Raw genomic sequence first — 13,539 nt, forward strand, 5'->3', positions numbered from 1 at the left:
GATTACTCCAAACTTGATTGAGACAAAAAGAAAACGCACAGCTCGGCCAGACGGCTTTACTGTGCGTAATCGTTATCAGTAGTCCTATTAGCAGGTCTGACCAATTAGGCTGACAAAACCTTGCGGCCCTTTTGGCGGCGACGAGCTAAGACCTTACGTCCGTTGCTAGTGCTCATACGCTTACGGAATCCGTGAACACGTTCGCGGTGACGCTTCTTTGGTTGGTATGTACGCTTCATAGTGAATGCACCCCCATTTCTTCTTTTTTATTTTAGTAACGTGAAGCTAACTCAAATAGCCTACTCCACAATTCACGTTTAATCATACCATGCCAAAAAATCAATAGCAAGCAAATATATGGTTTTTACTTGCGTCTTTTTCGATATTTATAACGATGAAAAACAGAACGAAATATATACATTCATATGAGTCCGAAACCTATGGGATTAATGGGTTTTGCAAGTGTTACTAATAAAAAATAAAATAAATTATAACTCTAAGAGTTATCCAGAATCTAACGCTCCGTTATGTGGATAACGAAACACTACCTAACGTAGCGTTAGATGAGTTGTACACAGTTTCCACAGGTTATCCACAGTTTCCACAGGGTGGGAAAACTTTTCTACAGAACCCCTGTGAATATGTGGATAACTTCTGTAAACATGAATGTATCAACGTTGAGTTATCCACAAATGCCTATGGAAAACCTCTTTTTTCGAAAGTTATCCACATTTATCCACAGGTAGGTCGTTTTTTTTACACACACCCCTGTGGAATTCTGGATAAAGTTATCCACAGCCTGTGGATATCCCAGCGTGTTATCCACAGGTTAGCATATATATCGTCTTTCACTTCGTTTGCCTGTGGAAAACTCATATCCCGCCTGTTAAAATAGTCATTGTGATTATGAGTCATTTCGGGTTTTCCCGTGAAAAAAAAGCAACTCATCAAATATTTATCGAAGGAGGTCGAGCAAATGGATCCTGCTGAACTATGGACTGCGATTAAAGAACAGCTCCGTGAAAGCATGTCAGGTGACTTTGGCTACCAAACATACGTCGAACGTCTACAGGTCATTGACTTAGTTTCAAATGAATTTTCTGCTCAAACGCTTCATCTCTCAACAGACCAAGAAAAGGTCGCAGAAGAATGGCGTAATCCAGAAGGTCACTATTATCGTACGTTTATTCAAGCGGCGATGACTGCTACGGCACAACTCTATGCGCAACCTATTTTCATTTCACCTAGTGTCATGTACGTACCAGCTGAAGCCGTTAAGCCTTTAGCAGAAACACCAGTAGATACACAAATGGTTGGAACTGAAGTAACAGCAAACTTTATCTCAACGACCCTAGATCCAGATTTTCGTTTTGATACCTTTGTTTCATCAGTAGAAAATAAAGAAGCTTATTCAGTTGCCCAAGCTGTTGCTGAAAATCCAGGTACACAATGGAATCCATTGCTAATTTATGGTGGCGTTGGGCTGGGAAAGACCCACTTAATGCAATCAATTGGAAATGAAGTTCTGCGTAAGAATCCTAACGCCAAAGTTAAGTTCATTACGACCGAAGATTTCATTAATGATTTCACTGATGCTTTGCGTCGTGGAACAATGGACGAATTCAAGCATGAATATCGTACAACTAACCTATTAATGGTCGACGACGTACAATTCTTGGCGGACAAGACAAAAATCCAAGAAGAATTCTTTAATACGTTCAATGCGATTACGCGTGAAAACAACCAAATCGTCCTAACGTCTGACAAGCTACCTAAAGAAATCCCTGGGCTTGAAATGCGTCTAGTTACCCGTTTCGGTCAAGGATACTCAGCTAATATTACTAAGCCTGATTTGCCAACTCGTGTTGCCATTTTGCGTAATAAGTCAGAACAAGATGGTTTGAATATTCCAAACGATATTATTGATGAAATTGCTGCGGCTGTTGATACCAATGTGCGTGATCTTGAATCTGTCTTCAATCAAGTTGCTGCTAAGATTAAGTTCAGTCCGCAACCTGTAACGGTTGATGCGACCCGCAACATCTTAGAACAGATGAGTTTCAAGCGACAAAAGGTAGTTACTGTTCCTATTATTCAAACGATTGTTTCTAATTACTTTGATTTAACAGTTGATGACTTAACTGGAACACGTCGTAATAAACAAATTGTCACACCACGTCAAATCGCCATGTACCTTGCACGTGAATTAACACAAGATTCATTGCCGCAAATCGGTCGTGCCTTTGGTGGTCGAGATCATACTACTGTGATGCATTCAACTGAAAAAATTGAAGGTGCCATTGGAGAAGATCACATTTTGGAACAACAAGTCCAAGAAATCCGCGAACGCTTGAGTGATAACGGGTAATTGCCTGTGGATAAGTATCTAAGTTGTTCTATAGTTTTCCACAAGGTTATCAACAGGTCTAAACCGTTGATATAATCAACTTAGTTATAGTTTTCCACAGTTTCCACACCCCCTATTACTATTATTATCTTTTTATTACTTAATTAAGAGATAATAGCGGCCGCTATTAAATCAAAACAGTGCCTAGGAGAAATCATGCAATTTACAATTAATCGAGCAGAATTTATTAAAGCAATGAATAACGTTAGCCGAGCTATTTCTTCACGTACATCAATGCCAATCCTTACAGGGGTTAAGCTTGAAGTTGAAGAAAGTGGTTTGATCCTAACAGGTTCAGATACAGATATCTCAATTGAAATTAAAATTCCCGTGACAGATGACAAAGCAAAGCTTGTCAATCTAGAAGCAGGTTCACTTGTTCTACCAGCAACATTCTTTGCAAATATCGTTAAGCGTTTGCCAGGTGAAACATTCACATTAACAAACACGGATGGATTACAAGCAAAGATCACATCAGAAAGTGCTGAATTTGATATCAATGGTCAAGATGCAAATGCATATCCTCGTCTACCAGAAGTAGAAGTGACGAATCAATTGATTTTGCCAGCTGAAACTTTGACTGAAGTTATTGGTCAAACAGTTATTGCTGTATCAAAGCAATTGAGCCAACCTATTTTGACAGGGGTCCACTTTATTATTGCTGGTGGAAACTTAACAGCAGTTGCAACAGACCGTCATCGTTTGGCCCAACGAACAGTGTCATTTGGAAATGAAGATGTTAATGCTGACATCATTATTCCAGGACCATCATTGATTCAATTGCAAGCCATGCTTGATACAGTTGAATCAGTGGAAGTTCGTGTGTCAGAAAACCAAGTTGTTTTCCAACTAGGTGATGACACATTGTTCTATTCACGTTTGTTGGAAGGAAACTATCCAGATGCTTCACGTTTGATTCCAACGGAAAAGCGTACAACATTGACAATCAATTCTCGTGATTTGCTACAAACAATTGAACGTGCCGCACTTTTGAGTCACGAAGGTCGCTCAAATGTTATTCAATTTACAGTTAGTGATGACCGTTCATCAATTTCTTCAAACTCACCTGAAGTTGGTCGTGTTGAAGAAGAAATTTTTGCTGCTGAAACAGCAGGTGATGAATTGACAATTTCATTTAACCCAGATTACATGCGTGAAGCATTGAAGTCTTTTGGTGATGAAGAAATCCAAATCGGATTTAAGACACCATTGGATCCATTTACGTTGGTACCAACGAACAATGCAACGAATTTCATCCAATTAATTACACCAGTACGTACGTACTAAGCTTAAACAGCATAATAAAACGCCAAAAATGACTATTTGAACCATTTAAAGTCATTTTTGGCGTTTTTGTATATTTTGGTATTAAATTTAATACAGTAGGTAAATATGGCTATTTCGTTTGTGCCAGGTCTGAAAAAAGCGTATAATTAGACTAACTATTGAGACTTAATTATGATGTAACTTCCCAGTGAAAAGAGGACCCAAATTTTGGCACAAGAAATTCATATTCAAACACCTTATATCACGCTAGGACAATTGCTAAAGCAATCTAGTGTTATTCAAACTGGTGGGCAAGCAAAGTGGTACTTGCAAGAAAATACTGTTTTGGTTAACCAAGAACCAGATGCACGTCGTGGACGTAAGCTATACCCAGGAGATATTGTTGCGATTCCAGATGGTGAACGTTTTGTCATCAATGGGATGGGTGCTGAGTAACTATGGAGTTATTAGCGTTAGCACTTCATAATTTTCGTAACTATCAAGATTTGTCGACAACATTTTCGCCGGGAGTCAATGTGTTTTTGGGACCCAATGCGCAGGGAAAGACAAATTTGTTAGAAGCGATTTATGCGCTAGCGCTAACCCGATCACATCGTACAAATACTGATAAAGAATTAATTGGGTGGTCTGGAGATGACGCGCGAATAAGTGGAACCATTGAACGTCGTACGGGAAAGGTACCACTAGAGCTGAGTTTTTCGACTAAGGGTAAAAAAGCAAAGGTTAATCACCTGGATCAACCCAAATTAGCGAATTATATTGGTCACTTAAATGTGATTTTATTTGCACCGGAAGATTTAGAATTAGTAAAAGGTGCACCTGCGGTGCGCCGTCAATTTATTGACCGTGAGTTTAGTCAAATGAGTCCGAAATATTTGTATGTTGCAAATCAATATCGGGCAATGTTGCGTCAACGTAATCAATATTTGAAACAACTTCAGACAAATAAGCAAACGGACTTATTATTTTTAGATGTCTTAACGGAACAATTAGTCAATCTAGCGAGCGAATTAATTGTTAGGCGTTTGCAATTATTGAAAGCATTAAACGCAGCGGCGATGCCTATTCAATCAGACATTACACAAGGAAATGAAACATTACAGATTAAGTATGTTTCACAACTAAATCCTGATGAAATGACAGATGAAAAAACAATCAAAAATGCGATGATGACTCGTTTTGAGAAATTACGTAAACGTGAATTGTTTGAAGGGGTCACCAAGTTAGGACCACATCGAGACGATTTACAATTTATGGTTAATGATCATGATGTTGCCGTTTATGGTTCACAAGGACAGCAACGCACAACGGCTTTAGCCGTTAAATTGGCCGAAATCGATTTAATGTTTCAAGAAACTGGTGAGTATCCAATTTTGTTACTAGACGATGTCTTGTCCGAATTAGATACAGATCGACAAACACATTTATTAACGGCAATTCAAGATAAAGTACAAACTTTTATTACAACGCCGTCACTAAGTGATGTTGCAAAACAATTGATTAAGACACCAAAAATATTCAATGTCCGTACAGGCACATTGACTGAACAAAGTGATGTTTAAATTTAGGGATTAGAGAGGGTATGAAGATGGCTGAAGAAGATACACAGATGCATACAAATGCTGCCGAGTATGATGCGAATCAGATTCAAGTTCTTGAAGGACTTGAAGCCGTTCGTAAGCGTCCGGGAATGTATATCGGAACAACAACAAGTCAAGGACTACACCATTTGGTGTGGGAAATTGTCGACAACGGGATTGACGAAGCGTTAGCTGGTTTTGCTGATCACATTACAGTGACGGTGGAAGCAGATAATTCAATTACAGTAACTGACAACGGTCGTGGAATTCCGACCGACGTACAACAACAAACAGGAAAGCCAGCGCTAGAAACAGTTTTCACTGTCTTGCACGCGGGTGGAAAGTTTGGTGGAGGTGGTTATAAAGTTTCTGGTGGATTGCACGGGGTTGGTGCGTCTGTTGTTAACGCCTTGTCAACAACCTTGGATGTTACAGTTATCCGTGATCAAAAAGCCCATTCAATGGTCTTTGAACAAGGTCGTGTTACCCAAGATATGGTTGTAACTGATGCACCTAACAATGACTTTGAACGTGGAACTATTGTTCACTTCTCTCCAGACCCAGACATTTTCCAAGAAACAACGGTTTATGACATCAAGACATTAACGTCACGTGTCCGTGAACTTGCCTTTTTGAATAAGGGACTACGTATTTCAATTACAGACAATCGTCCTGAAGAATCAGTTACTGAATCTTTCTACTACGAAGGTGGAATCAAGGAATACGTTGTGTATTTGGACGACAACAAGGATGTTTTGTTTGAAGATCCTATCTACGTTGAAGGTATGGAAAAGGGTATTTCTGTTGAAGTATCTTTGCAATATACTGACGATTACCACACAAACATGTTGTCATTTACAAACAACATTCACACGTATGAAGGTGGAACCCACGAAACTGGATTCCGTTCAGCCTTGACTCGTGTGATTAATGATTACGCACGTCGTACAGGCCAACTAAAAGAGAATGAAGAAGCTCTTTCAGGTGAAGATGTTCGTGAAGGTTTGACAGCCATTGTGTCTGTTAAGCACCCAGATCCACAATTCGAAGGACAAACAAAGACAAAGTTGGGTAATTCAGATGCCCGTACAGCTGTTGACCGTATGTTCTCAGAAACATTTAACCGATTTATGATGGAAAACCCAACAGTTGCTAAGCAAATTGTTGAAAAGGGAATCGTCGCAAGTCGTGCTCGTAAGGCTGCAAAGCGTGCTCGTGAAGCAACACGTAAGAAGAGTGGGTTGGAAATTTCTAACTTGCCTGGAAAGTTGGCCGACAACACATCAAAGAATCCTGAAATTTCAGAATTGTTTATTGTCGAGGGAGACTCTGCCGGTGGATCAGCTAAGCAAGGTCGTGAGCGTTTGACGCAAGCTATTTTGCCAATTCGTGGAAAGATTTTGAACGTTGAAAAGGCTAGCTTGGAAAAGATTCTAGGTAACGAAGAAATTCGTTCATTGTTTACAGCAATGGGAACTGGTTTCGGAGCTGAATTTGATGTTGAAAAGGCCAAGTACCACAAGTTGATTATTATGACCGATGCCGACGTCGACGGTGCTCACATTCGTACATTGTTGATGACATTGGTTTACCGTTACATGCGTCCGTTGATTGACAAGGGATACTTCTACATTGCACAACCACCGCTTTACCAAGTGCGCCAAGGTAAGTTTGTAAAGTATTTGGATTCTGACGAAGAATTGAATGAACTATTACCAACATTGCCAGCAACGCCAAAGCCTGTTATTCAACGTTATAAGGGACTTGGTGAAATGGATGCGGAACAACTATGGGAAACAACCATGGATCCAGAAGCACGTCATTTGCTACGTGTTCAAATGGATGATGCCGTAGAAGCCGATCGTATCTTTACCATGTTGATGGGAGATAAGGTTGAACCACGTCGTGAATTTATCGAAGATAATGCAGAATATGCGGAACTTGATATCTAATCAAGATGATCGGGATTAAAACCAAGTAGAGAGGGAGAAAAATGACTGAAAACGAACAAAATATCAGTCGCACAGTTAACGCCAATATTGGCGAACAAATGAAGTCATCATTTTTGGACTATGCGATGTCAGTTATTGTGGCGCGTGCGTTGCCAGATGTCCGTGACGGAATGAAGCCTGTTCATCGTCGTATTATGTACGGTATGAATGAATTGGGAGTTATGCCGGATAAGCCATACAAGAAATCTGCCCGTATTGTTGGGGACGTCATGGGTAAGTATCACCCCCATGGTGATTCAGCGATTTACGAATCAATGGTTCGTATGGCACAAGACTTTAGTTACCGCTACATGCTTGTAGATGGTCATGGAAACTTTGGATCAATTGACGGTGACTCAGCTGCCGCCATGCGTTATACCGAAGCCCGTTTGAGCAAGATTGCGACAGAAATGTTGCGTGATATTAACAAGAACACGGTTAACTTTGTAGATAACTATGATGGAACTGATCGTGAACCTGCTGTCTTGCCTGCTCGTTTCCCTAACTTGTTGGTTAACGGAGCGAACGGAATTGCGGTTGGAATGGCAACAAACATTCCACCACATAATCTAGGTGAAATTATCTCAGCAATTCATTTGTTGATGGAAAACCCTGACGTAACAACAGCTGAATTGATGGAAGCTGTTCCGGGACCTGATTTCCCTACGGGTGGAATTGCCCTAGGTAAGTCTGGAATTCGTAAGGCCTATGAAACTGGAAAGGGAACTGTTACAGTTCGCTCAAAGGTTGAAATTGAAACTGAAAAGTCAGGTAAAGAACGTATCATCGTGACTGAATTACCATACATGGTTAACAAGGCACGTTTGATTGAACGTATTGCTGAATTGGCACGTGATAAGCGAATCGAAGGAATTACATCAATCAACGATGAATCCGACCGTGAAGGATACCGAATTGCGATTGATATTCGTCGTGATGTATCTGCATCTGTGGTTTTGAACAATTTGTACAAGAACACATTGATGCAAACAAACTTCAGCTTTAACATGTTGGCTGTTCAAGATGGTCGTCCAAAGTTGTTGAGCTTGAAGGACATGCTTAAGGCATACTTGAAGCACCAACAAGAAGTGATTCGTCGTCGTACTGAATTCGAATTGAAGAAGGCAGAAGCACGTGCGCACATCTTAGAAGGTTTGCGTATTGCTTTGGATCATATTGATGCCATCATCAAGATTATCCGTTCTTCAACAACTGCAGAAATTGCGAAGACACAATTGATTAGTGATTACGCATTGTCAGATAAGCAAGCGCAAGCCATTTTGGACATGCGTTTGGTTCGTTTGACTGGACTAGAACGTGACAAGATTGAAAAGGAATACCAAGAATTGATGGCTGAAATTGCTGAATTCAAGGACATCTTGTCAAAGCCAGAACGTATTGACCAAATCATCTACACTGAATTACTTGAAATTCAAGAAAAGCATGGTGATGATCGTCGTACCGAACTACAAATCGGTGATGTGACGTCAATCGAAGATGAAGATTTGATTGAAGAAGAAGACGTTATCGTGTCATTGACGCGTGGTGGTTACATCAAGCGTATGGCACAAAGCGAATTCCGTGCGCAAAACCGTGGTGGTCGTGGTGTTCAAGGTATGGGTGTCAATGATGATGACTTTATTGACCAAATTGCCGGAACTTCAACTCACGATACTTTGTTGTTCTTTACCAATGCAGGTAAGGTCTACAAGTTGAAGGGATACGAAATTCCAGAATATGGCCGCACTGCGAAGGGAATCCCAGTTATTAATCTGTTAGGAATTGAATCAGGTGAGACGATTCAAACAATGATTAGTGTTAATGACGATCCTGAAAACAGTGATGACTACTTGTTCTTTACAACACGTGATGGTGTTGTGAAGCGTACAGCCATTAGTGAATTCGGTAATATTCGTGCCCACGGATTGCGCGCCATTAACTTGCGTGAAAATGATGAACTTATCAAGGTTATGAAGACTGTTGATAGTGACAACATCTTGATCGCAACACAAGGTGGATACGCGGTGTCATTTAAGATGGACACAATTCGTGCAATGGGTCGTACTGCTGCTGGGGTGCGTGGAATTAACTTACGTGAAAATGACATGGTTATCGGTGCAGAAGTACTGGTTGATGATGCCCACGTATTAGTGATTACGCAAAACGGTTACGGTAAGAAGACCGCTGTTAGCGAATACCCAATCAAGGGACGTGGTGGTAAGGGAATCAAGACTGCCCAAATCACTGAAAAGAATGGACCATTGGCCGGTGTGGCTGTTGTTCAAGGTGGCGAAGACGTCGTCCTAACAACTAACATGGGTGTTATGATTCGATTTAACGTCGCAACTGTTTCAGAAACAGGACGTGCCACACAAGGTGTACGTTTGATTCGTTTGGATGAAGAAGCAACTGTTGCAACATTTACAACAGTTGAGCCAGAACCAGAAGAAGACACAACTGTGACTGACGATAGTATGACTGAACAAGTTGAAGCGCTTGTTGATCGTGCTATGAGTGAAGAAGCAGATACAACTGAAGCATAAATAAAAAGCAGCCCAGTGGAAACTGAGCTGCTTTTTTGTGGATTAATAGCGTAATTTAGAAAGAAAAGCTAGCTAATCTAGGGTAAATTTAACCTCAGTGACGTATAATGGTAACCATTGTAATAAAAACCAATTTTTGAAAGAATGTATAAGGTACCCTTATGAAACACTATAGTCGGTTTGACTGGCTCAAAACTCGAATTGGCTTTGTCTTGTTGTTGGTTATGCTGACGTGGGCAAAGACCCAAATGGCAAACGTTTTAGATTTTAAATTGTATGCCGATGCAACATTCGTCCAATATTTGACGCTGTTGTTAAATCCAATTCCGATTGCGATGTTACTTATTGGCGCTAGCCTGTATTTTAAATCCGCAAAAATTTTCTATCCAGTCGCATTGATTGCGTATATCTCGAACTTGGTATTACTTCAAGTAAATATGATTTATTATCGTGAGTTTTCTGATTTCATGTCGTTTAATGTCATGATGGGATACGACAAGGTTAATCAGGGGCTTGGTGCATCTGGATTTGCATTAAGTGATCCCCACGATATTTTCCTATGGTTAGATTTGGTGATTATCGTCGGATTAATTCTATTTAGAAAAATGCGTTTGAATGCACCCGCTGTATCAAAATTAGCCAGTTTTTCAATTACAACATTCGCGATTTTCATTGGGATGATTACGTTAATGTTAGGTGAAATGGAACGCCCACAACTTATTACACGTCAATTTGATAGTAAATTGATGGTGAAGTATTTGGGAGTTGATGGTTATACAATTTTTGATATTGGTCGTGTACGAAATGTATCTGAATTAAAAAAGACCGCCAAGAAGAGCGATATTGATAAAATCCGTGATTACATGTCGAGTGAGTACGCACCAGCGAATGCTAAATATGCCGGTGTTGCGGAAGGTAAAAATGTCTTTGTGATTCATTTGGAATCTTTCCAACAATTCTCATTGAACTTGGATGTGAATGGGCAACCAGTAACGCCGTTCTTGAACAGTATCTACAATTCAAAGGATACAATTGCATTTGATAATTTCTTCAACCAAGTGGGACAAGGGAAGACATCAGATGCCGAAAATCTATTAGAAACGTCAACCTTTGGATTACCGCAAGGATCATTGTTTGCCAACCAAGGTAGTGAGCAAACGTTCCAAGCAATGCCAGCTATTTTACGTCAAGAAGGTGGCTATTCATCAGCTGTATTCCACGGTAATACAGCTGGCTTCTGGAATCGAAATAATGTCTATAAGAATATGGGATACCAATATTTCTTTGACGCCAGTTATTTTGATACATCTGGTAATAAGGCTGCTGGATATGGATTGAAGGATAAATTACTATTTTATGATGCAGTGCCATACCTAGAACGTATGCAACAACCGTTCTATAGTAAATTTATTACGGTCACAAATCATTTCCCTTATACAAGCGATGATGTTGATAAGGACCCAACATTCCAAACAACCGATAGTGGTTCAAAGATTGTTGATGGTTATTTTGAAACCAACCGTTATTTGGACAAATCAATTGAAGAATTCTATGCCTACTTGAAGAAGTCTGGCTTATATGACAACTCAATTGTTGTGATGTACGGAGATCACTACGGTATCTCAAATTCTGAAAGTAAATATCTAGCATCATTGCTAGGTAAGAACCCAGAAGATTGGGATGCTTATGATATGATGCAACTGCAACGTGTGCCATTTATCATTAACATGCCAGGTTATGGTCAAGGACATATTGATCATACATTTGGTGGTGAAGTTGACGTGGCACCAACCTTGTTACATCTTTTGGGTGTGAAGGATACTGAAAAGTATATGCAAGTTGGTCATGATTTGTTGAGTAAGAAAAAGTCTAATATTGTGGCGATGCGTGACGGTAGCTTCATCACACCAAAGTACACTTATGTGAATGAGCGTGTGTATGTTACTGCTACGGGTGAAGAACTTGTGGATCCAGCCCCAGCTATCGAAGCTGAAATTGAAGAAGCAAAGCAAAAAGCCGCAAAGCAATTGAAGGTTTCTGATGAAATCAACCAAAAAGACTTACTGCGTTTCTACACGCCAGAAGGATTTGAACCTGTTAAGGCGAAAGATTATAACTATTCAAATGCGCTAGCTAAGCTAAAGCGTTTAGAAGATGAACGTGGAAAGCATTCAACGAGTCTTTTCTCTGAGAATAATAAGCAATTCACGCAAAAGTTATATGAAACAAATGCACCACAAAAGGATGAACCGCGCTCAGACACAACACGTTTGAAGCAAACGAATCCAGATGCAGGTGAAGCATCTGAACCTGGTTTTGATCAACCGAATCCGTAATCATTAAAACCAGTTTTCAATCTAATGATTGAGAACTGGTTTTTTGAATTAAGATGATATGATAGAGAAGACAAAAAACGTTAAGCGAGAAAGGGTGACCTTATGATGAATCAGTGGCAAGGTTTTTATAAATTACCTTGGGCAGAACGATTGGCATTGACTGCCAAAAATCGTGACTTAAATGCTGAACAGGTGGCATTGATTGAACAACATTATGATGCCGTTGGAGCGCAGTTAATTGAAAACTATCTATATAACTTTGGTGTGCCAACCGGTTTGTTGCTTGATTTACCAGTTGATGGTGAGTTAGCAGTAGTACCCATGAGTACTGAAGAACCTAGTGTGATTGCAGCTGCCAACAATGGTGCGAAGATGATGCGCGCTGGTGAGGGTGTAACCACCACGATGGAAACACGATTAGTGCGTGGGCAAATTATCATTACTGATGTGACAGACATGGATGAGTTACGAGCCTGGATTGTAGCTCATGAATCTGAATTAATGACGCAAATTAACGCAACACGTCCATCTATGGTTCGACGTGGTGGTGGGCTAAAGAAGTTAGCGCTTCAAGAGCTGGCGGATGATATTGCTGAGGTTACGTTATTTGTTGATCCTAAAGCGGCAATGGGAGCGAACGTTGTTAATTCACTGGCGGAATACACAAGCTCTATTTTCAGAGCGCAAGGTTACAATGTGTTGATGGGGATTCTTTCCAATTACGCCACAGAAAGCGTTGTACATGGAGCGGTTAAAATTCCAGTGTCGGCATTAGTAGCCAAAGACGGGACACCAGGTGCAACAATCGCCGCTAAAATTGAACAGGCAAGTCGTATTGAACAATTAACTCCTTATAGAGCTGTCACATCAAACAAAGGTATTATGAATGGAGTAGAAGCTGTTGCATTGGCTAGTGGTAATGATACCCGTGCAATCAACGCTGCCCTACATGCATATGCTAGTCGAGATGGACAATATCGTGGGTTGATTAATTGGACCGTAGAACAAGATATGTTAGTTGGTAAAACGGACTTACCAATTTTAATTGGTGTTGTGGGTGGATCAATCGGTATCGTACCAGCGGTGCAATTGAATCATGTGTTGATGGGCAACCCAACCGTTGAACGACTATCTAGTCTTTTAGCTGGTGTGGCCTTAGCGCAAAACTTAGCCGCTTTACGTGCCTTGGTCTCAACAGGGATTCAAGCAGGACATATGGCACTACAAGGAAAGTCACTTGCCTTACAAGTTGGTGCGACTCCTGAAGAAGTACCAGCTGTCGCGCTTGCATTAGAACAACAAGGTCATTTTGATGAATTGACTGCACGTGAGATTTTAGAGACATTGCGTCAATCGTAAAATTCGTATTACTATAGAGAGAACACAGTATATTAA

Annotated in this window: 9 protein-coding genes; 8 read left to right on the forward strand and 1 reads right to left on the reverse strand. The window is 40.4% G+C overall.

The window, feature by feature from the left end:
- Positions 1 to 104 precede the first annotated feature (104 nt).
- The gene (gene rpmH / locus WS08_RS00005; RefSeq protein ID WP_002828338.1) at positions 105 to 239 is read right to left on the reverse strand and encodes a 50S ribosomal protein L34; all 135 of its coding nucleotides are present in this window, start codon (positions 237 to 239) and stop codon (positions 105 to 107) included.
- A 737-nt stretch (positions 240 to 976) separates the two neighbouring features.
- On the opposite strand from rpmH, the gene dnaA reads away from it, so the two are divergent.
- The 8 genes from dnaA (at position 977) to WS08_RS00045 (ending at position 13,503) form a co-directional block, all read left to right on the forward strand.
- Positions 977 to 2,368 (forward strand): chromosomal replication initiator protein DnaA, encoded by a 1,392-nt coding sequence (dnaA, locus tag WS08_RS00010; RefSeq protein WP_009765213.1) that lies wholly within the window; start codon positions 977 to 979, stop codon positions 2,366 to 2,368.
- Between the two features lie 195 nt (positions 2,369 to 2,563).
- Entirely contained in the window at positions 2,564 to 3,694 is a 1,131-nt protein-coding gene (gene dnaN, locus WS08_RS00015) for a DNA polymerase III subunit beta (RefSeq protein ID WP_009765214.1), read from the forward strand.
- Between the two features lie 207 nt (positions 3,695 to 3,901).
- Entirely contained in the window at positions 3,902 to 4,129 is a 228-nt protein-coding gene (gene yaaA, locus WS08_RS00020; RefSeq protein WP_009765215.1) for a S4 domain-containing protein YaaA, read from the forward strand.
- Between the two features lie 2 nt (positions 4,130 to 4,131).
- Positions 4,132 to 5,256 carry a DNA replication/repair protein RecF gene (recF, locus tag WS08_RS00025; protein WP_009765216.1) on the forward strand — a complete coding sequence of 375 codons (1,125 nt, stop codon included), beginning with the start codon at positions 4,132 to 4,134 and terminating at the stop codon, positions 5,254 to 5,256.
- A 47-nt stretch (positions 5,257 to 5,303) separates the two neighbouring features.
- Positions 5,304 to 7,226 carry a DNA topoisomerase (ATP-hydrolyzing) subunit B gene (gyrB, locus tag WS08_RS00030; protein WP_418080422.1) on the forward strand — a complete coding sequence of 641 codons (1,923 nt, stop codon included), beginning with the start codon at positions 5,304 to 5,306 and terminating at the stop codon, positions 7,224 to 7,226.
- 41 nt (positions 7,227 to 7,267) lie between these two features.
- Positions 7,268 to 9,808, forward strand: coding sequence for a DNA gyrase subunit A (gene gyrA / locus WS08_RS00035; protein ID WP_009765218.1), 2,541 nt, complete (start codon positions 7,268 to 7,270; stop codon positions 9,806 to 9,808).
- A gap of 161 nt (positions 9,809 to 9,969) precedes the next feature.
- Positions 9,970 to 12,144, forward strand: a complete 2,175-nt coding sequence (locus tag WS08_RS00040) for an LTA synthase family protein (RefSeq protein ID WP_038527960.1) — start codon at positions 9,970 to 9,972, stop codon at positions 12,142 to 12,144.
- Positions 12,145 to 12,249: 105 nt separating this feature from the next.
- On the forward strand, positions 12,250 to 13,503 hold the full coding sequence (locus WS08_RS00045) for a hydroxymethylglutaryl-CoA reductase, degradative (protein ID WP_009765220.1): 1,254 nt from the start codon (positions 12,250 to 12,252) through the stop codon (positions 13,501 to 13,503).
- Positions 13,504 to 13,539: the final 36 nt, after the last annotated feature.

The sequence above is a fragment of the Weissella tructae genome (assembly GCF_000732905.1).
GTDB lineage: Bacteria > Bacillota > Bacilli > Lactobacillales > Lactobacillaceae > Weissella > Weissella tructae.

What these genes read in the sequence shown, in the direction of transcription:
- rpmH (WP_002828338.1), bottom strand. Translation starts at nt 239, where the DNA reads ATGAAGCGTACATACCAACCAAAGAAGCGTCACCGCGAACGTGTTCAC.
- dnaA (WP_009765213.1), top strand. Translation starts at nt 977, where the DNA reads ATGGATCCTGCTGAACTATGGACTGCGATTAAAGAACAGCTCCGTGAA.
- dnaN (WP_009765214.1), top strand. Translation starts at nt 2,564, where the DNA reads ATGCAATTTACAATTAATCGAGCAGAATTTATTAAAGCAATGAATAAC.
- recF (WP_009765216.1), top strand. Translation starts at nt 4,132, where the DNA reads ATGGAGTTATTAGCGTTAGCACTTCATAATTTTCGTAACTATCAAGAT.
- gyrB (WP_418080422.1), top strand. Translation starts at nt 5,304, where the DNA reads ATGCATACAAATGCTGCCGAGTATGATGCGAATCAGATTCAAGTTCTT.
- gyrA (WP_009765218.1), top strand. Translation starts at nt 7,268, where the DNA reads ATGACTGAAAACGAACAAAATATCAGTCGCACAGTTAACGCCAATATT.
- WS08_RS00040 (WP_038527960.1), top strand. Translation starts at nt 9,970, where the DNA reads ATGAAACACTATAGTCGGTTTGACTGGCTCAAAACTCGAATTGGCTTT.
- WS08_RS00045 (WP_009765220.1), top strand. Translation starts at nt 12,250, where the DNA reads ATGAATCAGTGGCAAGGTTTTTATAAATTACCTTGGGCAGAACGATTG.